The organism is Duffyella gerundensis (genome assembly GCF_001517405.1).
Lineage (GTDB): Bacteria > Pseudomonadota > Gammaproteobacteria > Enterobacterales > Enterobacteriaceae > Duffyella > Duffyella gerundensis.
The window spans coordinates 851,873-874,178 of record NZ_LN907827.1 but is presented as its reverse complement, the minus strand read 5'-3'; the positions used below and the strand labels follow the sequence as shown (position 1 = coordinate 874,178).

The window sequence follows — 22,306 nt, the reverse complement described above, 5'->3', positions numbered from 1 at the left end:
ATTTTTTCCCGAGTTGCTAATTTTTGCCGGAAAGTCTTGAGCCGTGATGAAGAGGCGCCCGCAGAGGTTGAAGAAAAGCGTCTGATGACCGTCATCCCTCGTGAGAGCCACACTATTTCGCGTAAAGACATCAGTGAAAATGCCCTCAAGGTGCTTTATCGCCTGAACAAAGCGGGCTTTGAAGCCTATCTGGTCGGCGGTGGCGTCCGTGATTTGCTGCTGGGTCAAAAGCCGAAAGACTTCGATGTGACCACCAACGCCACGCCTGAAGAGATGCGCAAGCTGTTTCGCAACTGTCGGCTGGTTGGACGTCGTTTCCGTCTGGCGCACGTGATGTTCGGTCCGGAAGTGATCGAGGTTGCCACCTTCCGTGGTCATCATCAGGCAGAAGATGCCGTGGTGACCGAAGTGGAAGATCGTAACACGTCACAGCGTGCGCAAAGCGGCATGCTGCTGCGCGATAACATCTTCGGCAATATTGAAGATGACGCCCAGCGCCGCGATCTCACCATCAACAGCCTTTATTACAGCGTGGCGGATTTCACCGTGCGCGATTATGTGGGCGGCCTGAGCGATCTGCAGCAGGGTATCGTGCGCATGATTGGCGATCCGGAACTGCGCTACCGCGAAGATCCGGTGCGAATGCTGCGCGTGGTGCGTTTTGCGGCAAAGCTGAAAATGAGCATTGCGCCTGAAACCGCCGAGCCGATTCCTCGCCTGGCGTCGTTGCTGCGTGATATTCCTTCCGCGCGCCTGTTCGAAGAGTCGCTGAAGCTGTTGCAAGCTGGCTACGGCTACGACACTTACCTGCTGCTGCGTGAATATCAGCTGTTTCAGCCGCTGTTCCCTACCATCACGCGCAATTTCACCGAGCTGGAAGATAGCCCGATGGAACGCATGCTGCTGCAGGTGCTGAAAAATACCGATAACCGCATTCATAATCAGATGCGCGTCAATCCGGCCTTTTTGTTCGCGGCGATGTTCTGGTATCCGCAGCTGGAAACAGCACAGCGCATAGCGCAGGAAAGCGGACTGACCTATTACGACGCGTTTGCGCTGGCGATGAACGATACGCTTGATGAAGCGTGCCGTGCACTGGCGATCCCTAAACGCATCACGACCCTGATTCGCGATATCTGGCAGCTTCAGCTGCGCATCTCACGTCGTCAGGGCAAGCGTGCATGGAAGCTGATGGAGCATCCGAAATTCCGTGCCGCTTACGATCTGCTGGCCTTGCGCGCCGAAGTGGAAAACAGCCCGGAACTGCTGCGTCTGACGCACTGGTGGGGTGAATTCCAGGCCGCGGCGCCGCCACAGCAGAAAAACATGATGAATACGCTGGATGATGAGCCGACTGCACGTCGTCGCACCCGCCGTCCGCGCAAACGTCCTGCCGGTCCGCGCCGCGATAACAACAGCACCAACGCATGAAACCGGTCTGGCTCGCCTTAGGGAGCAATCTCGCCGACCCGCTGCAACAGGTGCAAAACGCCCTGGATGCGCTGGCGGCGATACCGCAAACCCGCGTGGTGGCCGTTTCCTCTTTTTATCGCACGCCGCCGTATGGCCCGCAGGATCAGCCCGACTATCTGAACGCAGTAGTGGAACTGGCCACCGCGCTGCAGCCCGACGCGCTGCTGGATCATACCCAGCGCGTTGAGCAGGAGCAGGGGCGCGTGCGCAAGGATCATCGCTGGGGACCGCGCACGCTGGATCTCGATATTCTGCTATTTGATCGGCAGACTCTCGCCAGCGATCGGCTGACGGTGCCGCATTACGATATGCACAATCGTGCCTTTATGCTGGTGCCGTTGCTGGAAATTGCGCCCGCGATTACGCTGCCGAATGGCACGCCGGTTGCCAGCCTGCTGGCACCGCTCGATCGCACGCAAATCCGCCCCTGGTAAGCGTTGCCAATTCTCTTTTCCTCCCATTCCGCTTATTGCAGCAATCCATTACACTTCGGCCATCGCCACATTGTTCTGGATCGTTATGAAAACAACCACCCTTTCCCATCTGCGCCAGTGGAAACAGGCCGGACGCAAGTTCGCTTCTATCACCGCCTATGATTTCAGCTTCGCTAAGCTTTTCGCCGACGAAGGGCTGAACGTGCTGCTGGTAGGCGATTCACTTGGTATGACCGTGCAGGGCCACGAATCGACGTTGCCGGTCACGGTGGCAGATATCGCCTATCACACCGCAGCGGTTCGCCGTGGCGCACCGGCTGCCCTGGTGCTCGCCGATCTGCCCTTTATGAGTTACGCCACGCCGGCACAGACCTTCGACAGCGCCGCCGTTCTTATGCGTGCGGGCGCCAATCTGGTCAAGCTGGAAGGCGGCGCCTGGCTGGCCGAAACCGTGCAGCAATTGACCGAGCGCGCCGTGCCGGTCTGCGGGCACCTCGGGCTGACGCCGCAGTCGGTGAACGTGTTTGGTGGTTATAAAGTTCAGGGTCGCGATGAGGAGGCGGCCGAGCGTCTGCTGGCGGATGCGCTGGCGCTGGAAGCGGCGGGCGCGCAGCTGATGGTGCTGGAGTGCGTGCCGGTCAGCCTGGCGAAACGCGTGACCGAGGCGCTGCACATTCCGGTGATCGGTATTGGTGCCGGGAACGTCACCGATGGGCAGATTCTGGTGATGCATGACGCGTTCGGCATCACCGGCGGCCACATCCCCAAATTTGCCAAAAACTTTCTGGCCACCACCGGCGATATCCGCGCCGCCGTGCGTCAGTACATCGCAGAAGTGGAAGATGGCAGTTACCCTGCCGCTGAACAGAGTTTCCAGTAAAGGAGCAAGAGCGTGCTGATTATTGAGACCGTGCCAATGCTGCGCCGCGAGATCCGTCGCTGGCGTCAGGAAGGGAAACGTATCGCCTTTGTGCCCACCATGGGTAATTTGCATGACGGGCACATGACGCTGGTCGACGAAGCGCGTGCGCGCGCCGATATCGTCATCGCCAGCATTTTTGTCAATCCGATGCAGTTCGACCGCGCCGATGATTTAGCGCGCTATCCGCGCACGCTGCAGGAAGATTGTGAAAAGCTCAATCGGCGTGGCGTGGATCTGGTGTTCTCCCCTTCGCCGGCAGATATCTATCCGCACGGCGTGGCAACGCACACCTTTGTCGACGTGCCGGTGCTGTCTGAGCTGCTGGAGGGCGCCAGCCGCCCCGGCCATTTTCGCGGCATGGCGACGGTGGTCAGCAAGCTGTTTAATCTGGTGCAACCCGATCTTGCCTGCTTCGGCGAAAAAGATTTTCAGCAGCTGGCGATCGTACGCAAGATGGTGGCGGATATGGGTTACGACATCGATATCGTTGGCGTGCCGACGGTGCGGGCAAAAGATGGCCTGGCACTGAGTTCACGCAACGGCTATCTGACTGCCGAAGAACGAAAAATCGCGCCCGCGCTGCATCAGGTGATGCAAAGCCTTGCCGAACAGCTCGCTAACGGCGAGCGCCATATTGATGAGATGATCGCGGCGGCAGAAGAGACATTGCAGCAGCGCGGCTTGCGCGCCGATGGCCTGGCAATCTGCGACGCCGAGACGCTACAGCCGCTGACGGTTGACAGCAAACGTGCGGTAATTTTAATGGCGGCATGGCTGGGCAGCGCGCGCCTGATCGATAATCAGCAGGTTGATTTAACCCAGTAGACAACCCGCGCCGCAGGGTGAATACTGTGCGGCGTTCACGGCTAACAAGGTTACTCAGATATGGTACGTAGTATGTTGCAAGGCAAGCTGCACCGGGTAAAAGTCACTCAGGCAGATTTGCATTATGAAGGCTCCTGCGCCATCGACCAGGATTTCCTTGATGCCTCCGGCATCCTGCAGTACGAAGCGATCGACATTTATAACGTGACCAACGGCCAGCGTTTTTCTACCTACGCTATCGCCGCCGAACGTGGCTCGAAAATCATCTCGGTAAACGGTGCCGCTGCGCGCTGCGCCTGCGCTGGCGATATTTTGATTATCTGTTCTTATGTGCAGATGAGCGACGCCGAAGCGCGCGAATGGCAGCCGAAGGTGGCTTATTTTGAAGGTGATAACGAGATGAAGCGGCTGGCAAAAGCGGTGCCGGTTCAGGTTGCCTGAGTGACAGGGGCGGTGATCTCTCACCGCCCTTCTCTTTAGCTGGTCGCAAGCGAGCGCTTAGCGGGCTTTTTGAGCGTAAACAGAAAGTTCAGCCAGCCATGATTACGCAGCTGGCAAATACCCCAGGGTAACAATAACGCACAGGCAAACGAGAACAGATATTTCCCGTCATCAATCCATAACGATGATGATGGCTCCTGGAAATAGCGCGCGCACAGTTTGATGACCATGAAATGGGACAGATAAAACACGATAGAATGTGTGCCGATATAGCCAATAACGCGTGAATGCGTGCGCATTGCAAGGAAGGCAAATAGCGGGACAGAAGCCAGAGCCAGTGGAGCCAGCGGCGTCATCCGAGTCCATGAAAAATGCTCTTCTGCATGTTGACCCAACGCCGGAACAAACAGCATCAAGCTTGCCAGCAGAATAAACGCAGCGGCTGAACCGTATAATACCCACGTTTTTTTCACCAATAGTGGCATATCCAGCTTATGACGCACCACGGCATCACCCAACCAGAAAAAGATAAACAGATAAGATGACTTATTAAAATGCGAGTTATCAAAGCTGGCAAATACGCTGTCCGCCGGTACGGCCGGTAATAACCAACTGCCCGCCAGACACAGCGACAAAATAAGCCAGAATGGCATTCTCCGCGCAACAATAATCATAATAAAGAATACAAACAACGAATGCAGGAACCAGGTGATATCTCCGCCGCCGGTCAGGTGCGGTAACAGCACACTCAGCACATCCTGATCGTGGTGGCTCAGCACGATTTTAGTGCCGGCATACACGCCGACCCAAATAACAAAGGGATAAAGAATGGATTTCACTTTGTTTTTGGCAAAGGCTGCCAGGCCTCTTTTTAAGCCTGCCTCTACGAACAGACCGGAAACAAAAAACATCAGGCCGAGCCTGACCGGCATCAGAATATCATTGATCGCTTCGCTCGCCACATAAAAGTGACCAACGTTGCCATTTACGGCAAACGTGCAATGGAGAAATATCACGGCGAGAATACTCATACCGCGTAGATTATCTACCCAGTTCATGCGTTGCATTGGTTAATATCCTTATTCATCACCGCTAAAATGGCAGGCGGGCAATTATTCTTGAACGGTTAAATATGATGTGAAAGCGTAAGCGGATGTATCTTAGCTTATCCACCTCATCAATTTAACTTAACTTTGTCTTAAAAACGCGTTATCGGAATCCGCTTAAAATAAGACGCAATATGAATAATATCGATTAGAAATAATAACCAAACGGAAGAAAGCAGAAAAGTATAAAAGCAAGGAATGGAGCCGGGACGCGCTGATGGCAGTCCCGGCTAACTATTATCAGGTGCGTAAACCGCGGCCGCGTTGAATTAGCGACCAGACCAGAAGATAAAACACCACGATAAAGGCGACCAGCACCGAAATAGTCAGCGCCAGCGGCACATCATTGATGCCCAGAAAGCCGTAGCGGAAACCGCTGATCATATAGACGATCGGGTTGAGCTTTGAAACCATCTGCCAGAACGGCGGCAGCAGCGTCAGTGAATAAAACACGCCCCCCAGATAAGTCAGCGGCGTCAACACAAAGGTCGGAATCAGGCTGATATCGTCAAACGTACGGGCGAATACCGCGTTGAGCAGCCCGGCCAGCGAGAACAGAATCGCGGTGAGCAGCAGCGTCACCGCTACCATCAGCCACGAATGCACCTGAAACGGCACAAAGAACAGTGAAATCGCCGTGACCAGCACACCTACGCACAGCCCACGCGCCACGCCGCCGCCAACGTAACCGGCGATGATGATGTGCGTCGGTACCGGTGCCACCAGCAGCTCTTCAATATTGCGCTGAAATTTCGCACTGAAAAAAGAGGATGCCACGTTGGCATAAGCGTTGGTGATCACCGCCATCATGATCAAGCCCGGCACGATAAACTGCATATAGCTGAAGCCATGCATTTCGCCGATGCGTGCGCCGATCAGATTGCCGAAGATGATGAAGTAGAGCGTCATGGTGATCACCGGCGGCACCAGCGTCTGGATCCAAATGCGGGCGAAACGGTTGACCTCTTTACCCCAGATGCTTTTCAGCGCCACCCAATAAAGGTGTGTCATGCTTGTTCTCCTTTCTTACCCTGCACCAGGCCCACGAACAACTCTTCCAGGCGGTTAGCTTTGTTACGCATACTCAATACCTGCACGCCTTGCGCGTTGAGCTGATTAAAGACGCTGTTCAGCCCCTGCTCTCGCATCACTTCCACCTCTAAGGTTGAGGTATCGACCAGGCGATACTGGAAGCCTTCCAGCTTTGGCAATGCGCTGCGTGGCGCCAGATCAAAGATAAAGGTCTCAGACTTCAGCTTGGACAACAGCCCTTTCATCGAGGTGTTCTCCACCAGCTCACCGCCCTGAATAATGCCGATGTTACGGCAGAGCATTTCCGCTTCTTCCAGGTAGTGGGTGGTGAGAATGATGGTGGTGCCTTTGACGTTGAGATCTTTGAGGAAGGCCCACATTGAACGACGCAGTTCGATATCAACGCCTGCGGTCGGCTCATCAAGAATCAACAGCTTCGGCTCATGCATCAGCGCGCGGGCGATCATCAGACGACGTTTCATGCCGCCCGACAGCATACGGGCACGCTCGTTGCGCTTGCCCCAGAGATCGAGCTGAATCAGATATTTTTCCGCGCGCGCCAGCGCATCGCGTTTTTCCACGCCGTAATAGCCCGCCTGATTGGCGACAATTTGCAGCACGGTTTCAAACGGGTTGAAGTTAAATTCCTGCGGCACCAGGCCGAGCTGACGCTTGGCGTTCACCGTGTCGAGCTCAAGGTCATAACCAAAGACTTTGACCTTGCCAGAGGTTTTATTGACCAGCGAGCTGATGATACCGATGGTGGTCGATTTCCCGGCGCCGTTAGGCCCCAGCAGCGCATAAAAATCCCCGGCTTCGACTTTTAGATCGACGCCTTTCAGCGCCTGTACGCCGCCAGGGTAAGTTTTAACCAGATTTTCAAGTTCCAGTGCATAAGTCATAACAGAATGCTTTCCTGTTTTATTGGGTTCGCTTTTGCCGTTTAAAATAGGCAGGCATTGTCCTATAGTACGTCAACGTTTAGCTTGTACGGTTGGTAACCTTAATGAAAGACATTGATACCCTTATCAGTAATAACCGCGAGTGGTCCAAATTGCTGGTTGAAGAGGATCCTGGTTTCTTTGAGCGTCTGGCGCTGGCGCAGAAACCGCGCTTCCTGTGGATCGGCTGCTCCGACAGCCGCGTGCCCGCTGAACGTCTCACCGGGCTGGAGCCTGGCGAACTTTTTGTTCATCGCAATGTGGCAAACCTGGTGATTCACACCGACCTCAACTGCCTGTCAGTGGTGCAGTACGCCGTTGAGGTGCTGGAAGTTGAACACATTATCATTTGCGGTCACTACGGCTGCGGTGGCGTGCAGGCGGCGGTTGAAAACCCGGAGCTGGGCTTAATCAACAACTGGCTGCTGCATATCCGCGATTTGTGGTACAAGCATAGTTCCTTCCTCGGCGAATTACCGCCAGAAAAGCGCTTTGATAAACTTTGTGAAATCAACGTGATCGAACAGGTTTACAACCTTGGCCACTCCACCGTGATGCAATCTGCATGGAAGCGTGGGCAGAATGTGACCATTCACGGTTGGGTTTACGGCATTCAGGATGGCTATCTGCGCGATCTGGAAGTCACTGCCACCAGCCGGGAGATCCTCGAACAGCGTTACCGTCACGGCATCGCTAATCTGCTGCATACCCCTGACAGCCCGCGTCAGGAGTAACGCAACACGCCGCCAGCAGGATTCCGCTGGCGGCGCATTCTATCGCAGGCCGCAGAGCGCAGCCTTGGTGGATTGTGCTGTTACTCGTCGAACAGTGTGACCTTACCAACATACGGCAGATGACGATAACGCTGCGCATAATCAATACCATAGCCGACCACAAACTCATCGGGAATGGTAAAACCAACATATTCCACCTGCACCGTCACTTCACGTCGCTCCGGCTTGTCCAGCAGCGTACAAATCGCCAGTGATTTTGGTCCACGCAGCTGCAGGATTTCACGCACTTTACTCAGCGTATTGCCTGAATCGATAATATCTTCAACGATCAGCACATCTTTACCGCGGATATCTTCATCCAGATCTTTGAGGATTTTAACGTCACGCGAGCTCGACATGCCGCTGCCGTAGCTGGAAGCCGTCATAAAATCGACTTCGTGTGAGACGTCAATGGCGCGACAGAGATCGGCCATAAACATAAAAGAGCCCCGCAGTAATCCCACCAAAACCATTTCGCTGCCGCTGTCGCGGTAATCAGCGGAGATTTGGCTGCCCAGTTCCGCTACGCGCGTGCGGATATCTGCTTCGGAGATCATTACATCAACGCTGTGTTTCATCACATTCAACCTGATTAACCCTGGAAAACGCCGCAGTTTATCACAGTTAATTTGCCGTACGGTCAGCGGAACGGGACGCAAACGTTGTCGTGGCAAAAAGCGCGGTGGCTCGCCATGCTATGCCACCGTCTAAGCTTAGAATATTTGCGCATAACTCAGTTTTCCGTGTGCCGTCTGGTTACACTCAACGCCACGCGTTCCCCTCTTCCTTTCAGCAGGTATTTTATGTCTTTATCCAGCAAGAAAACGCATATCGGCGATCACGCTCTGCATCCGGAAACCCAGATGCTGAACTACGGTTTTGACCCGCGACTGTCAGAAGGCGCCGTCAAGCCGCCGGTGTTTTTAACCTCTACCTTTGTGTTCAACAGCGCCGAAGAGGGACGTGACTTTTTTGACTATGTTTCCGGCCGCCGCCAGCCGCCACAGGGCGATAGCATTGGGCTGGTCTATTCGCGCTTTAATCACCCTAACAGCGAAATTGTTGAGGACCGCCTGGCGGTTTATGAGCAGACGGAAAGTGCGGCGCTGTTCTCTTCCGGCATGTCGGCCATTACTACTACGCTGCTGGCATTTACCCGGCCAGGCGACGTAATCCTGCACTCGCAGCCGCTGTATGGCGGCACGGCCACGCTGCTCAGCAAAACTCTGGCGGAGATGAATATTCAGACGGTGGGCTTCAGCGATGGCACCGATGAAGCGAGCGTGAGAGCGGCGGCCACCGAAGCGATGCGCCTGGGCCGGGTAGCAATGCTGCTGGTAGAGACGCCGGCGAATCCCACCAACAGCCTGGTGGATATTGCCCTGATGCGCCGCATCAGCGAAGAGATTGGACAGCAGCAAACCTTACATCCGCTGGTAGCCTGCGACAACACCCTGCTCGGCCCGATTTTTCAGCGTCCACTGCAGTGGGGTGCGGATATTTCGCTCTACTCACTGACCAAATATGTTGCCGGCCATTCCGATCTGATTGCCGGTGCCGCATTGGGCAGCAAGCATATTATTGGCAAAATTCGTCAGTTGCGGAGCGCCATTGGCACCCAGCTGGACGCCTATTCCAGCTGGCTGATTGGCCGTTCGCTGGAAACGCTGGCGCTGCGCATGGAAAAGGCGTGGCAGAATGCGCAGCTGATTGCCGCGTTTCTTGCCGAGCAGCCGCAGGTGGAAAAACTGCACTGGCTGCCCGCGCTCGACGTTAACTCTCCGGCGGGCAAAGTTTACGCCAGCCAGTGCAGCGGCGGCGGCTCGACCTTTTCGTTTGATATTCGCGGTGGACAGCCAGCCGCCTTTGCCTTTCTCAATGCGTTACAGCTGTTCAAGCTGGCGGTCAGCCTCGGTGGCACCGAATCGCTGGCCAGCCACCCGGCGAGCACCACCCACTCCGGCGTGCCGCAGGCGGAGCGCGAGCGCATTGGCATCAGCGAAGCTACCATCCGTCTCTCTATCGGCATTGAGCACCCCAGTGATTTGATTGCCGATGTCCGCCTGGCGCTGGCGACACATTAACTGACCGTGAAGCCCAGCATCATGCCGGTGTCTTCATGCTCCAGCAGATGACAGTGCGCCATATAGGCGTGGTCGGCCGCCGCGAGGTGATCAAACCGTACCAACACTTCGCTGCGCCAGCCCTCGACGTTAACGGTGTCTTTCCATCCCTGGCGGTGCGCCGCCGGGGGTTTGCCATTTTCGCTGAGAATCCGAAACTGCGTGCCGTGAATATGGAACGGATGCAGCATCGCATCGCCTTCGCCTGAAATCGTCCATTTCTCCAGCGCGCCGCGTTTTACGTCAAACATCGGCTTGTTCATATTGAAGGGCTGACCGTTGATTTTATTGCCCTGATGGAAATCCCAGGCGGCGGAAGCCGGTTGAGGCGCGCCGCCATGTTGATGGTGATCCATTCCCTGATGGCCGGACGTCTTCTGATGCGCATCTTCCGGCATTTTCATGCCCGCATGCTGATCCCTATCCATGCCCGCCATCGCCTTCATGCCATAGCGATCCATCAGCTGCTGCATGCCCAGCCGATCGAGCTGCGGGTCCATGCTGAGCTGCAGCCAGCGGTTAGTGATGCCCTCGCTGGACGGAACCGGCGGTAGCGCCACCAGCGCATCGGGCAGCGTGCCGCTGGCCTGCACCTGAAGCGGCTGAATGCGCAGCAGCGGCAACGGCTGGTCGAACGGCGCCAGCGTCATGCCCATCTGCTTAACCGGCAGCGTAGTCAGATCAAACGATTTGCCGTCGTGCGTATCCACCAGCACTTCAAAACGTTCGCCCGGCAGCAGCGACAGCGTCTCAAGGCGAACCGGCTCGGCCAGCAGGCCGCCGTCGCTGGCAATGACATACAGCGGTCGGCGATCGCTGGTAGTTAACTGTAGAGAGCGAGCATTACAGCCGTTGAGCAGGCGCAAACGCAGCCAACCGCGCGGCACCGCCTGCTGTGGATACTCAACGCCGTTGGTCAGCATCATGTCGCCAAACCAGCCCACCGCCGCGCGCATCACGTCGAGCTGATAATCGATGCGTTTGCCATCGGCAGTCAGCTGCTTGTCCTGAAACACCAGCGGCAAATCGTCGATACCCCACTGTTTTGGCAGCAGCAGTTGCTCTGCCTCAATGTCCTGCACCAGCACCAGTCCGGCCAGTCCCTGCGCCACCTGATAGCCGCTGCGGCCGTGCGTGTGCGGATGAAACCAACAGGTGGCGGCGGGCTGATCCGGCGTAATGCTGACGCTGCGCTGTTCGCCCGGCGCCAGCAGCGCGTGCGGCCCCCCATCGACCTCGCCGGGAATCAATAAACCGTGCCAGTGCAGCGTGGTCGCTTCCGGCAGCTGGTTATGCAGCGTGATGGTGGTACGTTTACCGCGCTCCAGCTGCAGCGCAGGTCCGAGCAAATTGCCGTTGTAGCCCCAGCTGGGTACGGCATTGCCGCGCCACTGGCTGGTGCCGGTCTGCATACGCAGTCTGATGGTGCCGCGCGCGTCGGGCGTCAGCAGATCGGGAATCGGCAACATCGGGCGCGTTTGTGCCAGTGCGCGCTGGCTCCACAGCGGCAGCGCACCGGCGGCGCTGAGGGCAGCGGTGAGTTTGAGGAAATCACGGCGTAGCATCGGGCATCCTTATAACGGAGGTCAGCATGCAGCATAAACCTTTCCCCAGCGGCAAGGTCAAGCCTGACGCGGCGGCTGAGCTGAAAAAAGCGTCACCGGCAATCAAATTTGGCTGTAGAGTATGCGCAACTGTGCTAACGTCAGGCCAATTACGACACGATGAGAATAATTATGAAGAAAAGCATTAAGGTCCTGCTGTTAGCCGGGCTGCTTGGCTTCTCCTCCACCAGTTTTGCCCTGAGCGAATCGGAAGCAGAAGATTTAGCCGATCTCACCGCCGTTTTTGTCTATCTCAAAAACGACTGCGGCTATCAGGATTTGCCCGATGCGCAGATCCGCAAAGCGCTGGTGTTTTTCGCCCAGCAGAATCGTTGGGATTTAAGCAACTACAGCAACTACAACATGAAGTCGCTTGGCGAAGACAGCTACCGCGATTTGAGCGGCATCGCCATCGCTAACGACAAGAAGTGTAAGTCACTGGCTCGCGACTCCCTCAGCCTGCTCGCCTACGTCAAATAACCCCCGCTGCGTCCGCTCTCTGGCCACTGATTTGCCCGTGCAACCCGGGGCGGAGTTAGCTATGATGTGCCGCCCGTTTTCATGGCGATGTCATAGAAAGGAGAGCCCCACCATGACACAGAATGAGATGTGGTTTGAAACGCTGCACCCCGGTTTCGGTCAATATTTCACGGTTGATGACGTGCTCTACCGTGAGAAAACCGCGCATCAGGATCTGATCATTTTTCAGAACGCTGCGTTCGGGCGCGTGATGGCGCTGGATGGCGTGGTGCAAACCACCGAGCGTGATGAGTTTATCTATCATGAAATGATGACGCATGTGCCGCTGCTGGCGCACGGCGCGGCCAAAAAGGTGCTGATTATCGGCGGTGGCGACGGCGCCATGCTGCGCGAAGTATCTCGTCACACCGCAATCGAACAGATCACCATGGTGGAAATTGACGCTGGCGTGGTCACCTTCTGCAAACAGTATCTGCCTAATCACAGCGCGGGCGCCTATGACGATCCTCGTTTCAATCTGGTGATCGACGACGGCGTTAACTTCGTGACGCAAACCGACGAAAAATTTGATGTGATCATCTCTGACTGTACCGATCCTGTCGGTCCGGGCGAGAGCCTTTTCACCTCTGAATTTTATGCCGGTTGCAAACGTGCCCTTAATGAAAATGGCATCTTTGTGGCGCAGAATGGCGTCTGTTTCCTGCAGCAGGATGAAGCGCTCAACAGCCATCGCAAGCTGAGCCACTATTTCAGCGATGTTAGCTTTTATCAGGCGGCGATTCCGACCTATTACGGCGGCATCATGACCTTCGCCTGGGCGAGCGACAATCCGGCATTGCGCCAGCTGGACGCCGCCATATTGCAACACCGTTTTACGGCCGCAGGCCTGAACTGCCGCTACTATAATGCGGCGATCCACACCGGCAGCTTTGCTCTGCCGCAATACTTGCTAAACGCCCTTGCTGACCAGGCATGATGGGCACGACTCTGGGGGGTAATGACCATTGCAGAAGCTGAAACTTCACGGCTTTAACAACCTGACCAAGAGCCTGAGCTTTTGTATTTACGATATCTGCTACGCGCACAGCGAAGCCGAGCGCGATGGCTATATCGCCTACATTGATGAGCAGTACAACGCCACGCGCCTGACCGAAATTCTCACGGAAACCTGCTCGATTATTGGCGCTAATGTGCTGAACATCGCGCGCCAGGATTATGAACCGCAAGGTGCCAGCGTGACTATTCTGGTCAGTGAGGAGCCGGTGGATCCAAAAGATATCGATACATCAGAGCATCCTGGCCCGCTACCGAACTCGGTGGTGGCGCACCTCGATAAAAGCCACATCTGCGTGCATACCTATCCGGAAAGCCATCCGGAAGGCGGGCTTTGTACCTTCCGCGCCGATATTGAGGTTTCAACCTGTGGCGTGATTTCGCCACTGAAGGCGCTGAACTACCTGATTCATCAGCTGGAATCGGACATCGTGACCATTGACTATCGCGTGCGCGGTTTTACCCGCGATATCAACGGCGTAAAACACTTCATCGATCATGAGATCAACTCAATACAGAACTTTATGTCGCAGGACATGAAGGCGATGTATGACATGATGGACGTGAACGTGTATCAGGAAAATATCTTTCATACCAAGATGTTATTGAAAGAGTTCGACCTGAAACATTATCTGTTTAATACCCGGCCAGAAACGCTGACGCCGCAGGAGCACAAGCGGATTACCGATCTGCTGTGGAAAGAGATGCGCGAGATTTACTACGCGCGCAATATTCCGGCGCTGAGCTGATATCCTCATGCGTTCGCCTGCCTCGGGCGAACGCCATGGCTTAACGCCCCTGCAAAAATGCGCGATAGGCCGTAATCACCGCCAGAAAATCTTCCACGCCACAGAATGACAGGCTCTCTTCATCATAATAGTTCATGCCCTCTTCCATCCCATCATCTTCCAGCGCCAGCTGATTGGCCCGAATCATCACCTCTTCTTCATCCATCCACAGCGTGTACTCTTTGCCGATACGCTGCCATTGCCGCACGCTGCCTTTGACCTCCTGCGCCGCCGCTTCCACCTCATCCAGCAGCGTCAGATTTTCATCGACCTCTTCATTAAACCAGTGACCCACCGCTTCATGGTCCATGGTCATGCGCACTTTCACCTTGCCGGTGATGTCGCGTAAAAATTCATATTCCATCTGCTTTACCTTCTCGTGTCGGCCTCATGCTGGTGCGCACCGCTGGTGCAACAAACGCAGCCGCGGGCTGCGAAAGCGTCATTATCGCAGCGTTGCCGACGAAAAACAGCGCTCTGCGCGAGGTCAGCCAGACTGGCGCGTTTCTTGCGTAACAAAGTATGTCAGCTGAACAATTTTTCCCCTTTTCGTCCCAACGAGGCTCTGGCTATGGAACTGAAATGGTTTGAAGATTTCCTCAGCGTTGCCCGCTGCTACAGTTTTACCCGTGCCGCTGATGAGCGCCACGTGACGCAATCGGCGTTGAGCCGCCGCATTCGCCAGCTGGAAGAGTGGCTTGGCGTACCGCTGTTTGACCGCAAAACCTATCCGGTGACCCTGACGCCAGAAGGCCGGGCGTTTCTAATCACCGCTTCGGAAACCGTGCACGCCATGTTGCATCTGCGTCAGAATCTGCATCAGCGCTATAACAACCGCACCGAGGTGATTCGCTTTGCCATGTTGAATACGCTATCGCTGACTTTTTTTCCCGACTGGTTCCAGCAGGTTAATCCGCAACAGCAGCTCGGTCATGTCAGGCTGTGCGATCAGAAGCCGACCTTTGTGGAGCATATTTCGCTACTGCACGGCGGTGAAACGGACTTTCTGCTGACCTACGCGCATCCGTCGGTGACGCTGATGCAGCAGCTGTCTCCTTATCCGCACCTGCCGGTTGGCCGCGAACGTGCCATCGCCGTTTGCCGCCCCGCCGCGGGCGGAGAGCCACTTTATCCGCTGCACAGTACCCAGCCGATTCCCTGGCTGAGCTACGGCCAGCACTCCTTTTTTGCCCATGCGCTGGCGCAGCTGTTGAAAGAGAAGCCGCTGCCGCTGCAGGTCATCTATGAAAATGGCATGTCGATTAACCTCAAAGCGATGGCGATGAGCGGGGTCGGGGTTGCCTGGCTGCCGTTGAGCCTGGTAAAAGCGGAACTGGCCAACGGCAGCCTGGTACGAGCCGGATCGCCATTCTGGGACATGGTGCTCGATATTCATCTCTATCGTCAGCCAGTGCTGCGCAACCGCCAGGCAGAACATCTCTGGCACAGCGCTGAACGCGCCAATCAGGCGATGCACGCCGCCTGATCGATCGCTGCGTGCCGGGAATGCCGCCCCGTGCATGCCGCCCGCCAAACTATGCAATTTTGGAATAGGGCAGGAAAAGAACGCATTGGCCTTTTGTTATCGCCCTCCCGCATGCTGAAGATTCAGCGACGCTCCGGCGTCAGCACTATCCGCAGCACTTACCGTGGGGAATATCATGCAAGACAAAGCGTTGGTCTGGAAACGGGTTGAAGAGCATCAGGCTGAATTCTGCGCGCTGAGCGATCGCGTCTGGGGTATGCCGGAAATTTGCTATACCGAATACCGCTCGGTGGCGGAACACAGCACTATGCTGCGCCAGCAGGGGTTTCGCGTCACGGAAAACGTGGCGGATATTCCCACCGCCGTTATGGGCGAAGCGGGTGAAGGCGGGCCGATTATCGCCATTCTCGGTGAATATGACGCCCTGCCCGGATTGAGCCAGGCTTCCGGCGTCGCACACTATTCGCCGCTGCCGGGCAACGGGCAAGGTCACGGCTGCGGCCACAATCTGCTTGGCTCAGCCGCCCTGCTCGCCGCCACCGCGCTGAAAGAGTGGCTGGCCGAACGCGGTCTGCCGGGACGGGTGCGCTATTACGGCTGCCCGGCTGAAGAAGGTGGCGCGGCTAAATCATTTATGGCACGCGCCGGTGCCTTTGACGGCGTCGACGTGGCGATCACCTGGCACCCCAGCACCCAGCATGAAGTTGCCAAACCGCTGTCGCTGGCCAATACCCGCATGGATTTCTTCTTTACCGGCCGCTCTTCGCACGCCGCCGCCTCGCCGCATCTCGGTCGCAGCGCACTGGATGCCGTGGAGCTGATGAACGTCGGCGTGCAGTACCTGCGTGAACATGTGCCGCAGGATTCACGTATTCACTACGCCATGCTCGATTCCGGCGGCATCGCGCCCAACGTGGTGCAGGCCAAAGCGGCGGTGCGTTACGCCATCCGCTCGCGCGATGTGCACGCCATGTTTGATCTCAACGAGCGGGTAAAAAAAGTGGCACAGGGCGCGGCGATGATGACCGAAACCCAGCTGGAGATCAGCATCATGAGCGCGGTCTCTAACCTGCTCGGCAATCGCCCGCTGGAGGAAACGATGCAGCGCAATCTCGAGGCGCTTGGCACCGTGCCGTTCGATCAGGCGGATTACGCCTTCGCCGCCGAGATTCAGGCGACGCTGACCGCCGAGGAGCTGGAGAGCTGCTACCGCAAATCGGGCGTTAAACCGGCGCAGCCAAAGGCGCTTAGCGACTACATTGTGCCGCTCGACAGCCACGGTGAAGTGATGATCGGTTCAACCGACGTCGGCGATGTCAGCTGGGTCATTCCCACCGTGCAGGCGCATATTCCGACCATGGCGATCGGCACGCCGGGCCACTCCTGGCAGCTTACCGCGCAGGGCAAAATGCCCGCGGCGCATAAAGGGTTAGCGCACGTTGCTAAAGTCATGGCCGCCACCGCGGTTGACGTGTTGACCGATCCCGCGCTGCTGGCGCAGATCAAACAGGCGTACGCCGCACAGATCAGTGAGAAACCCTACAAGTGCCCAATTCCTGCCGACGTTAAACCGCCGGTTCAGCCACGTCCTGCTGACCTGTAACCCCGGAGCCGCGATGAAATTATCCTCTTTAGCCCTTGCGCTGGCCGCCGTTACCGGCACCGCCAACGCCGCCACGCCGCCCGATTCACTGGTGATGGCGTGGAACATTGACGCCATCAGCACATGGGATCCGGCACAGATCGGCGAAGTGGTCACCAGTGAAATTTACGCCAATACCTGCGACTCGCTGGTTGATTTTGCGGTGAAAGATGAAACGCAACTGACGCCCGGTCTGGCAAAAAGCTGGGATGTCTCTGCCGATCGCAAAACCATTACCTTTCATCTGCAGGACAACCTGAAATTTAACGACGGTTCTCCCGCCAGCGCTGGCGATCTCGCCTGGTCACTGCAACGCATCGTGAAACTTGGCTACGGCAACGCGGCCAATATCAAAGAGTATGGCTTCACCAAAGAGAACGTCGACAGCATGATTACCGCCAGCGATGACCAGACGCTGGTCATCCGTTTCGATAAGGCTTACCCCACTAATCTGGTGCTGCAGGCGATCGCCGCCAACAACGTCTCTTCGCTGATTAACCGTAAACAGGTGGAAAAAGAGGCGGTTAACGGTGATTTTGGTCATAAGTATCTTGCCACGCATACCGCCTGTGTGGGTCCTTACCAGCTGGCGCGCTGGAACGCCGGTGAAGGCGTGGTGCTTCAGGCCACGCCTAATTATTGGGGCACACCGCCGAAGCTCAAGCGGGTGCTGATTCGCCACGTGGCGGAGACCGGCACCCAGCGTCTGCTGGTGATGCAGGGCGACGTGGATATCGCCCGCGATCTCTCCGCAGACGATCTGAAAACCCTCGATCAGGGCGGCAAGGTACAGGTGGCAAAAGTCCTTAAGCCGCAGCTCTTTTTCTGGAGCTTCAACAATCAGGATCCCATTTTCAAAAATGAGAAAGTGCGGCTGGCGATGCGCTATCTGATCGATTATCAGGGCCTGGCGAAAAGCGTGATGCCTTATCTTGGCGTACCGCGCGCCAGCTTTGTGCAGCTCGGCGCGTTTGGCGCGCTGGATGAGCAGCAGGGGCAGCCGTTCAGCCTGGATCTGGCAAAGGCAAAACAGCTGCTGAGCGAAGCGGGCTATCCCGATGGTTTCAGCGCCTCGGTGCTGTTTGGCACCCTGCCCCACTCCGCGCCAATTGCCCAGAGCATTCAGCAGAACGCCGCCAAAGTGGGCGTGAAGCTGACGCTCGAACGCATGGCCAACGCGCAGCTGTTCAGCCGGGCGCGCGGGCGCGAGTTTCAGAGCGTGATGATGGCGTGGCAGACGTCGGTGCCGGACGCCTACGGCAACGCCTCGCGCCTGGTGTTTAATCCCGACAATCGTAAAGAGGCGCGCGCCACGCAATATCCCAGCTGGCGGGCCGCCTACTACGACGCCGGAATGAATCAGGCGGTGGAGCAGGCGCTGCTGGAACCGGATGACAGCAAACGCAGTGCGCTGTATGCCGATCTGCAACGCGAGGTGATGCAGAAAGGCCCGATGGCGATCATGTTCCAGATGTACAACAGCGCCGGAATTAATCCGGTGCTGAAGAGCTGGACGTGGAACGGCTTCCGCGTCTGGTACGGTGCGGCAACGAAATAACGGAGGCAGCAATGGCGCAGACTCTCCCGGTTTCCCATCCGGCCGCACCTTCCCTGTTCTGGCGGCGTTCACGCACGCTACTGCGCGGCGGGCTATCGATTTTCTGCACCCTGCTCGGGCTGGCAGCGCTGACCTTTTTTATCGGTCGGCTGCTGCCCATCGATCCGGTGGTGGCGATCATCGGCGATAACGCCAGTCAGGAAGCGTACGATCGGATGTTTCACCAGCTCGGGCTGGATCAGCCGCTGTGGCAGCAGTTTATCGACTATATCGCTCAGCTGGCGCGGCTCGATTTTGGCATCGCGCTGACCACCAGCCAGCCGGTTAGCAGCGATATTCTGCGCGTGTTTCCAGCCACGCTGGAGCTGGCGACCCTGGCGGCGCTGATTGGCGTCGGCTTCGGCATTCCGGCGGGCGTGTTATCCGCGATGTATCGCAACTCGCCGTTTGACCATCTGGTGCGTTTCCTCGGCCTGCTCAGCTATTCCACGCCCCATTTCTGGCTGGGTTTGATGGGATTGCTGCTGTTTTACGCCACGCTTGGCTGGATCGGCGGCCCGGGACGCATCGATTTTATCTATGAGTTCGATCTGCAACCGGTCACCGGCTTCTGGCTGATCGACAGCGCGTTGAGCGGTAACTGGGCGATGTTCAAAAACGTCTTCGGCCATATCATTCTGCCAGCCTCGATCCTGGGCCTGAGCTCGCTCGCCTATATCAGCCGTATGACGCGCAGCTTTATGCTGGAACAGCTGTCGCAGGAATACATTATCACCGCGCGGGTTAAAGGGCTGTCGTGGTCGCGCTGCGTCTGGGGACATGCGCTGCGCAATATCGCCGTGCCGACGCTGACCGTGGTGGCGCTGTCGTGGGCGTGGCTGCTGGAAGGCGCAGTGCTCACCGAAACGGTGTTTGCCTGGCCCGGTTTTGGCCGTTATCTCACCAACGCGCTGCTGGCGGGTGACATGAATGCGGTGGTCGGCTGTACGCTGCTGACCGGCGCCATCTTTGTGCTGCTCAACCTGGTTTGCGATCTGCTCTATCGCCTGTTCGATCCCCGCACGCGTCAGGAGGAAAAATGACCGATTCCGTTAATCGCGCCACACCCACAACCCTGCGCAGCTGGTTACGCGCGCCCGCACCGGCGACGCCGTTTCAGGCACGTATGCAGCAGATGTGGCTACAGTGGCATCGCTTCTGCGCGAACCACTCGGCGCTATTCGGCCTGCTGGTGCTGCTGGTGATTGCCCTTGCGGCGCTGTTTGCCCCGCTGCTGGCCACTCACGATATTTATGCTCAGGATCTGGCGCACAGGTTGCAACCCCCTTCCGCCGATAACTGGCTCGGCACCGATGAACTGGGGCGCGATATTTACAGCCGCCTGCTCTTTGGTGCGCGCATCACGCTCTATATTGCCGGCCTGACCGCCATTATTATCACGCCGCTGGGGCTGATCGTCGGCACCAGCGCAGGCTATATCGGCGGCTGGGTCGATACCTTGCTGATGCGCATCGTCGATATTTTTCTCGCCTTTCCCAGCCTGATTCTGGCGCTGGCCTTTGTCGCCGCGCTGGGGCCGGGCATTGAAAACGCCATTATCGCCATCGCAATCTCATCGTGGCCGCCGATTGCGCGTCTGGCACGGGCGGAGACGCTCTCGGTGCGCAAGATGGATTACATCGCGGCGGTCAGGCTGCAGGGCGCTTCGTCGTGGCACATTATTTTGCGTCATATCATGCCGATGTGTCTGCCGTCGGTGGTGGTGCGCGTCACCATGAATATGGCCGCTATTATTCTCACCGCCGCCGGGCTGGGGTTTCTCGGATTGGGCGCGCAGGCGCCCAGCCCGGAATGGGGCGCGATGCTCGCCTCCGGTCGCGAATTTATGCTGAACCACGGTTTGATTGCCGCCATCCCCGGTTTAGCGATTCTTTTTACCAGCCTGGCCTTCAACCTGTTGGGTGATGGCCTGCGCGATGTGATGGATCTGCGCCATGAATAACAGCCTGCTGGAAGTGGAAGATCTCAACATTATTTTCAAGGGTGCGCATCAGGAGCAGCATGCGGTGCGCAACGTCTCGTTTCGCGTTGGCCGTGAAAAGCTGGCAATCGTTGGCGAGTCGGGATCGGGCAAATCGCAAACCTGCCGCGCGCTGCTGAAGCTGACGCCGAAAGCGGGCCGTATTGAGGCCACCCGCATGCAGTTTGACGGCATCGATCTGCTGGCCGCCAGTGAAAAGCAGATGCGTAGCCTGCGCGGCAACCGTATATCAATGATTTTGCAGGACCCGAAGTTTTCACTTAACCCGCTGATGCGTATTGGCGATCAGGTCGCGGAGGCCTATCGCCTGCATAGCAAGGTGAGCCAGCGCGAGGCGCAGCAACGGGCGTTGCAGATGCTGGAAGCGGTGCACATTCGCGACGTGGAAAAAGTGTACCGGCTTTATCCGCATGAAATTTCAGGCGGCATGGGCCAGCGGGTGATGATTGCCATGATGCTGATCCCGGAACCCGACCTGATTATCGCCGATGAGCCGACCTCGGCGCTTGACGTCACCGTGCGCCAGCAGGTGCTGGCGATTCTTGATGAGCTGCTGGCGCGCCGCAATACCGGCCTGCTGTTTATCAGCCACGACTTGAATCTGGTATCGCGTTTCTGCGATCGCGTGCTGGTGATGTATGCCGGCCGCATCGTGGAAGAGATTGCCGCTGCCGATCTGCACAATGCGCGGCATCCTTACACCCAGGCGCTGCTGGCCAGCCAGCCACGTTTGCATCAGCCGGTGGAGATGCTCAGCGTGCCAACGCGTGATGCCGCCTGGCTGCAGGGGCGCGCCTGGCGAAATGGAGTGCTGGTATGATGATTCCCTCTCAACAACGCCGACTGGAAACGGTCGATCTTAGTATTGCCTTTGGCGAAGGCGCGCAGCGTCGTCAGGTGGTCAGCAACGTCAGTTTTACCCTGGCCGATGGCGACAGCTATGGGCTGATCGGCGAATCAGGCTGTGGCAAATCGACCATTCTGCGTGCGCTGGCCGGGCTGAATACGGACTATCACGGCGCTATTTTGTTTGATAACCGCGAAGAGCAGCCGGTGCGCAACAAGGCGTTTTATCGCCGGGTGCAGATGGTATTCCAGGATCCTTATGCCTCACTGCATCCGCGCAAAATGGTTTACGCCACGTTGCGTGAACCGCTGCAGTTGCACCAGCTGGATCGTCATGAGGAGCGCATCAGCGAGGTGTTGCTGGCGGTGGGGTTGAACGACAGCTATCGCTACCGGTATCCACATCAGCTCTCTGGCGGCCAGCGTCAGCGGGTAGCGATTGCCCGTGCGCTGATCGTTGAGCCTTCGGTACTGCTGCTGGATGAGCCCACCTCGGCGCTGGATGTGTCGGTACAGGCGGAAATTCTCAACCTGTTCAGCACGCTGCGCCGTCGCCGCCAGCTGACCTATTTGATGGTGACTCACGATCTGGCGGTGGTAACGCATCTGTGTGAACGGGTGGCGATTATGCATCAGGGCGCGCTGTTGGAAGAGCTGAGCGCCGATGCGCTGCGGCGCGGCGATGCGCAGCAACCTTATACGCGGCAGTTTCTTGCCGCCAGTGAAGCCTGAGGAGCA

23 protein-coding genes are annotated in these 22,306 nt (G+C 57.1%); 17 read left to right on the top strand and 6 right to left on the bottom strand.

Annotated features, from left to right (window positions below; genetic code table 11):
- The 5 genes from pcnB (at position 1) to panD (ending at position 4,095) form a co-directional block, all read left to right on the top strand.
- Positions 1–1,431, top strand: a complete 1,431-nt coding sequence (gene pcnB, locus EM595_RS03890; protein ID WP_071852481.1) for a polynucleotide adenylyltransferase PcnB — start codon at positions 1–3, stop codon at positions 1,429–1,431.
- Positions 1,428–1,907 (top strand): 2-amino-4-hydroxy-6-hydroxymethyldihydropteridine diphosphokinase, encoded by a 480-nt coding sequence (gene folK / locus EM595_RS03885; protein ID WP_067428053.1) that lies wholly within the window; start codon positions 1,428–1,430, stop codon positions 1,905–1,907. The genes pcnB and folK overlap by 4 nt, the downstream gene beginning before the upstream one ends.
- 85 nt (positions 1,908–1,992) lie before the next feature.
- Positions 1,993–2,787 carry a 3-methyl-2-oxobutanoate hydroxymethyltransferase gene (panB, locus tag EM595_RS03880; protein ID WP_067428052.1) on the top strand — a complete coding sequence of 265 codons (795 nt, stop codon included), beginning with the start codon at positions 1,993–1,995 and terminating at the stop codon, positions 2,785–2,787.
- 12 nt (positions 2,788–2,799) lie between these two features.
- Positions 2,800–3,654 (top strand): pantoate--beta-alanine ligase, encoded by an 855-nt coding sequence (panC, locus tag EM595_RS03875; protein ID WP_067428050.1) that lies wholly within the window; start codon positions 2,800–2,802, stop codon positions 3,652–3,654.
- Between the two features lie 60 nt (positions 3,655–3,714).
- Positions 3,715–4,095, top strand: coding sequence for an aspartate 1-decarboxylase (gene panD, locus EM595_RS03870; RefSeq protein ID WP_067428048.1), 381 nt, complete (start codon positions 3,715–3,717; stop codon positions 4,093–4,095).
- A gap of 35 nt (positions 4,096–4,130) precedes the next feature.
- Here panD and EM595_RS03865 read toward each other — a convergent pair whose 3' ends face one another.
- The 3 genes from EM595_RS03865 to EM595_RS03855 form a co-directional block, all read right to left on the bottom strand.
- On the bottom strand, positions 4,131–5,162 hold the full coding sequence (locus tag EM595_RS03865; RefSeq protein ID WP_067428046.1) for an acyltransferase family protein: 1,032 nt from the start codon (positions 5,160–5,162) through the stop codon (positions 4,131–4,133).
- 279 nt (positions 5,163–5,441) lie between these two features.
- Positions 5,442–6,212, bottom strand: coding sequence for an ABC transporter permease (locus tag EM595_RS03860; protein WP_067428044.1), 771 nt, complete (start codon positions 6,210–6,212; stop codon positions 5,442–5,444).
- The gene (locus tag EM595_RS03855; RefSeq protein ID WP_067428042.1) at positions 6,209–7,135 is read right to left on the bottom strand and encodes an ABC transporter ATP-binding protein; all 927 of its coding nucleotides are present in this window, start codon (positions 7,133–7,135) and stop codon (positions 6,209–6,211) included. Before EM595_RS03855 ends, EM595_RS03860 begins: the two co-directional genes overlap by 4 nt.
- A 104-nt stretch (positions 7,136–7,239) precedes the next feature.
- Between EM595_RS03855 and can the strand changes: the two genes are divergently transcribed.
- Positions 7,240–7,908: a carbonate dehydratase gene (gene can / locus EM595_RS03850; RefSeq protein ID WP_067428040.1), complete on the top strand. Its 669-nt coding sequence runs from the start codon at positions 7,240–7,242 to the stop codon at positions 7,906–7,908.
- Positions 7,909–7,988: 80 nt separating this feature from the next.
- Here can and hpt read toward each other — a convergent pair whose 3' ends face one another.
- Positions 7,989–8,525 carry a hypoxanthine phosphoribosyltransferase gene (gene hpt, locus EM595_RS03845; RefSeq protein ID WP_067428038.1) on the bottom strand — a complete coding sequence of 179 codons (537 nt, stop codon included), beginning with the start codon at positions 8,523–8,525 and terminating at the stop codon, positions 7,989–7,991.
- Between the two features lie 225 nt (positions 8,526–8,750).
- On the opposite strand from hpt, the gene EM595_RS03840 reads away from it, so the two are divergent.
- Complete coding sequence (locus EM595_RS03840; RefSeq protein ID WP_067428036.1) at positions 8,751–10,031, top strand: cystathionine gamma-synthase family protein; 1,281 nt, start codon at positions 8,751–8,753, stop codon at positions 10,029–10,031.
- Here EM595_RS03840 and cueO read toward each other — a convergent pair.
- On the bottom strand, positions 10,028–11,635 hold the full coding sequence (gene cueO / locus EM595_RS03835; protein ID WP_067428034.1) for a multicopper oxidase CueO: 1,608 nt from the start codon (positions 11,633–11,635) through the stop codon (positions 10,028–10,030). The two genes, EM595_RS03840 and cueO, sit on opposite strands and share 4 nt — an antisense overlap.
- Before the next feature lie 171 nt (positions 11,636–11,806).
- Between cueO and EM595_RS03830 the strand changes: the two genes are divergently transcribed.
- From EM595_RS03830 to speD, 3 genes are all read left to right on the top strand, one after another.
- Positions 11,807–12,154, top strand: a complete 348-nt coding sequence (locus tag EM595_RS03830) for a YacC family pilotin-like protein (protein WP_067428028.1) — start codon at positions 11,807–11,809, stop codon at positions 12,152–12,154.
- Between the two features lie 112 nt (positions 12,155–12,266).
- A complete protein-coding gene (speE, locus tag EM595_RS03825) occupies positions 12,267–13,130 on the top strand; it encodes a polyamine aminopropyltransferase (protein ID WP_067428026.1) in 864 nt (287 codons plus the stop codon).
- A gap of 28 nt (positions 13,131–13,158) precedes the next feature.
- A complete protein-coding gene (gene speD / locus EM595_RS03820; RefSeq protein WP_067428024.1) occupies positions 13,159–13,956 on the top strand; it encodes an adenosylmethionine decarboxylase in 798 nt (265 codons plus the stop codon).
- A gap of 40 nt (positions 13,957–13,996) precedes the next feature.
- Here the strand turns inward: speD and yacL are convergent, their stop codons facing one another.
- Positions 13,997–14,359 carry a protein YacL gene (yacL, locus tag EM595_RS03815; RefSeq protein ID WP_067428022.1) on the bottom strand — a complete coding sequence of 121 codons (363 nt, stop codon included), beginning with the start codon at positions 14,357–14,359 and terminating at the stop codon, positions 13,997–13,999.
- A gap of 207 nt (positions 14,360–14,566) precedes the next feature.
- On the opposite strand from yacL, the gene EM595_RS03810 reads away from it, so the two are divergent.
- The 7 genes from EM595_RS03810 (at position 14,567) to EM595_RS03780 (ending at position 22,300) form a co-directional block, all read left to right on the top strand.
- Positions 14,567–15,481, top strand: coding sequence for a LysR family transcriptional regulator (locus EM595_RS03810; RefSeq protein WP_067428021.1), 915 nt, complete (start codon positions 14,567–14,569; stop codon positions 15,479–15,481).
- A 175-nt stretch (positions 15,482–15,656) separates the two neighbouring features.
- Positions 15,657–17,084, top strand: a complete 1,428-nt coding sequence (locus tag EM595_RS03805; protein ID WP_067428019.1) for a M20 family metallopeptidase — start codon at positions 15,657–15,659, stop codon at positions 17,082–17,084.
- A gap of 13 nt (positions 17,085–17,097) precedes the next feature.
- Entirely contained in the window at positions 17,098–18,681 is a 1,584-nt protein-coding gene (locus EM595_RS03800; RefSeq protein ID WP_067428017.1) for an ABC transporter substrate-binding protein, read from the top strand.
- A gap of 11 nt (positions 18,682–18,692) precedes the next feature.
- Positions 18,693–19,763 carry an ABC transporter permease gene (locus EM595_RS03795; RefSeq protein ID WP_067428015.1) on the top strand — a complete coding sequence of 357 codons (1,071 nt, stop codon included), beginning with the start codon at positions 18,693–18,695 and terminating at the stop codon, positions 19,761–19,763.
- Positions 19,760–20,683 carry an ABC transporter permease gene (locus EM595_RS03790; RefSeq protein WP_067428013.1) on the top strand — a complete coding sequence of 308 codons (924 nt, stop codon included), beginning with the start codon at positions 19,760–19,762 and terminating at the stop codon, positions 20,681–20,683. The genes EM595_RS03795 and EM595_RS03790 overlap by 4 nt, the downstream gene beginning before the upstream one ends.
- Positions 20,676–21,542 carry an ABC transporter ATP-binding protein gene (locus tag EM595_RS03785; RefSeq protein ID WP_067428011.1) on the top strand — a complete coding sequence of 289 codons (867 nt, stop codon included), beginning with the start codon at positions 20,676–20,678 and terminating at the stop codon, positions 21,540–21,542. Before EM595_RS03790 ends, EM595_RS03785 begins: the two co-directional genes overlap by 8 nt.
- Positions 21,542–22,300, top strand: a complete 759-nt coding sequence (locus EM595_RS03780) for an ABC transporter ATP-binding protein (protein WP_157883907.1) — start codon at positions 21,542–21,544, stop codon at positions 22,298–22,300. Before EM595_RS03785 ends, EM595_RS03780 begins: the two co-directional genes overlap by 1 nt.
- Positions 22,301–22,306: the final 6 nt, after the last annotated feature.

Excerpts from the sequence above, each read along its gene's own strand:
- folK (WP_067428053.1), top strand. The coding sequence starts at position 1,428 with ATGAAACCGGTCTGGCTCGCCTTAGGGAGCAATCTCGCCGACCCGCTG.
- panB (WP_067428052.1), top strand. The coding sequence starts at position 1,993 with ATGAAAACAACCACCCTTTCCCATCTGCGCCAGTGGAAACAGGCCGGA.
- panD (WP_067428048.1), top strand. The coding sequence starts at position 3,715 with ATGGTACGTAGTATGTTGCAAGGCAAGCTGCACCGGGTAAAAGTCACT.
- EM595_RS03865 (WP_067428046.1), bottom strand. The coding sequence starts at position 5,162 with ATGCAACGCATGAACTGGGTAGATAATCTACGCGGTATGAGTATTCTC.
- EM595_RS03860 (WP_067428044.1), bottom strand. The coding sequence starts at position 6,212 with ATGACACACCTTTATTGGGTGGCGCTGAAAAGCATCTGGGGTAAAGAG.
- EM595_RS03855 (WP_067428042.1), bottom strand. The coding sequence starts at position 7,135 with ATGACTTATGCACTGGAACTTGAAAATCTGGTTAAAACTTACCCTGGC.
- can (WP_067428040.1), top strand. The coding sequence starts at position 7,240 with ATGAAAGACATTGATACCCTTATCAGTAATAACCGCGAGTGGTCCAAA.
- hpt (WP_067428038.1), bottom strand. The coding sequence starts at position 8,525 with ATGAAACACAGCGTTGATGTAATGATCTCCGAAGCAGATATCCGCACG.
- EM595_RS03840 (WP_067428036.1), top strand. The coding sequence starts at position 8,751 with ATGTCTTTATCCAGCAAGAAAACGCATATCGGCGATCACGCTCTGCAT.
- cueO (WP_067428034.1), bottom strand. The coding sequence starts at position 11,635 with ATGCTACGCCGTGATTTCCTCAAACTCACCGCTGCCCTCAGCGCCGCC.
- EM595_RS03830 (WP_067428028.1), top strand. The coding sequence starts at position 11,807 with ATGAAGAAAAGCATTAAGGTCCTGCTGTTAGCCGGGCTGCTTGGCTTC.
- speE (WP_067428026.1), top strand. The coding sequence starts at position 12,267 with ATGACACAGAATGAGATGTGGTTTGAAACGCTGCACCCCGGTTTCGGT.
- yacL (WP_067428022.1), bottom strand. The coding sequence starts at position 14,359 with ATGGAATATGAATTTTTACGCGACATCACCGGCAAGGTGAAAGTGCGC.
- EM595_RS03810 (WP_067428021.1), top strand. The coding sequence starts at position 14,567 with ATGGAACTGAAATGGTTTGAAGATTTCCTCAGCGTTGCCCGCTGCTAC.
- EM595_RS03805 (WP_067428019.1), top strand. The coding sequence starts at position 15,657 with ATGCAAGACAAAGCGTTGGTCTGGAAACGGGTTGAAGAGCATCAGGCT.
- EM595_RS03800 (WP_067428017.1), top strand. The coding sequence starts at position 17,098 with ATGAAATTATCCTCTTTAGCCCTTGCGCTGGCCGCCGTTACCGGCACC.
- EM595_RS03795 (WP_067428015.1), top strand. The coding sequence starts at position 18,693 with ATGGCGCAGACTCTCCCGGTTTCCCATCCGGCCGCACCTTCCCTGTTC.
- EM595_RS03790 (WP_067428013.1), top strand. The coding sequence starts at position 19,760 with ATGACCGATTCCGTTAATCGCGCCACACCCACAACCCTGCGCAGCTGG.
- EM595_RS03785 (WP_067428011.1), top strand. The coding sequence starts at position 20,676 with ATGAATAACAGCCTGCTGGAAGTGGAAGATCTCAACATTATTTTCAAG.
- EM595_RS03780 (WP_157883907.1), top strand. The coding sequence starts at position 21,542 with ATGATTCCCTCTCAACAACGCCGACTGGAAACGGTCGATCTTAGTATT.